Origin of the sequence: Mesorhizobium intechi (assembly GCF_002879535.1) — a bacterium.
Classification (GTDB): domain Bacteria; phylum Pseudomonadota; class Alphaproteobacteria; order Rhizobiales; family Rhizobiaceae; genus Mesorhizobium; species Mesorhizobium intechi.
In genome coordinates, this window is sequence record NZ_PNOT02000284.1 from 1 (window position 1) to 974 (window position 974).

Genomic DNA, 974 nt, shown 5'->3' on the forward strand with positions numbered 1-974 from the left:
GTTCCGGTTACTGGATCTTATACAATTACTGCGTTTTCACTAGATCCGGGCAGCCAAAATAATTTCACCCAAACCCCCGCAGGAAGCTTTACCGTTAACTCTGACGGCACTGTAAGCTTAAACAGTGCAAACACCACAAATAACGACGGTGTGTTTCAATTACTTAGCGGCTCGTCCATAAGCAATATAGGTCCGACAGGCGCCACGGGCTCGACTGGGGCCACTGGTTCTACGGGCGCTACAGGTTCTACGGGTGCGACTGGCGCTACGGGTGCTACCGGCGCTACGGGCTCGACTGGTGCCACGGGTGCCACCGGCGCCACAGGCTCGACCGGCGCCACAGGTTCGACCGGCGCCACGGGTTCGACAGGCGCCACAGGTGCGACCGGCGCCACGGGTTCGACCGGTGCCACGGGTGCGACTGGCGCGACGGGTTCGACCGGCGCCACGGGTTCAACCGGAGCCACCGGTGCCACAGGTGCGACCGGCGATACAGGCGCCACGGGTTCGACCGGCGATACCGGCGCTACGGGTTCGACCGGAGCAACCGGTGCCACTGGCGCGACCGGCGATACGGGCGCCACGGGCTCGACTGGAGCAACGGGTGCCACAGGTGCGACCGGCGATACGGGCGCCACGGGCTCAACCGGAGCTACCGGCGCCACGGGCGCTACCGGCAATACCGGCGCCACGGGCTCGACTGGAGCTACCGGCGCCACTGGCGCAACCGGCGATACGGGCGCCACCGGCTCGACTGGAGCAACGGGGTCGACCGGAGCAACCGGTGCAACTGGTGACACCGGAGCAACAGGTTCAACTGGGGCTACAGGCTCAACCGGCGCAGCCGGAGCTACCGGCGCCACAGGTGCGACTGGAGCAACCGGAGCCACAGGCGCGACTGGCGATACAGGCGCTACAGGTTCGACCGGGGCAACCGGTGCCACTGGCGCGACCGGCGATACGGGCGCCACGGG

At 66.5% G+C, this 974-nt stretch carries 1 protein-coding gene; it reads left to right on the forward strand.

Annotation, left to right across the window (positions count from 1 at the left end):
- Positions 1-150: 150 nt before the first annotated feature.
- A partial coding sequence (locus C1D09_RS24675; protein ID WP_246135865.1) for a hypothetical protein occupies positions 151-974 on the forward strand: 824 nt, incomplete at its 3' end.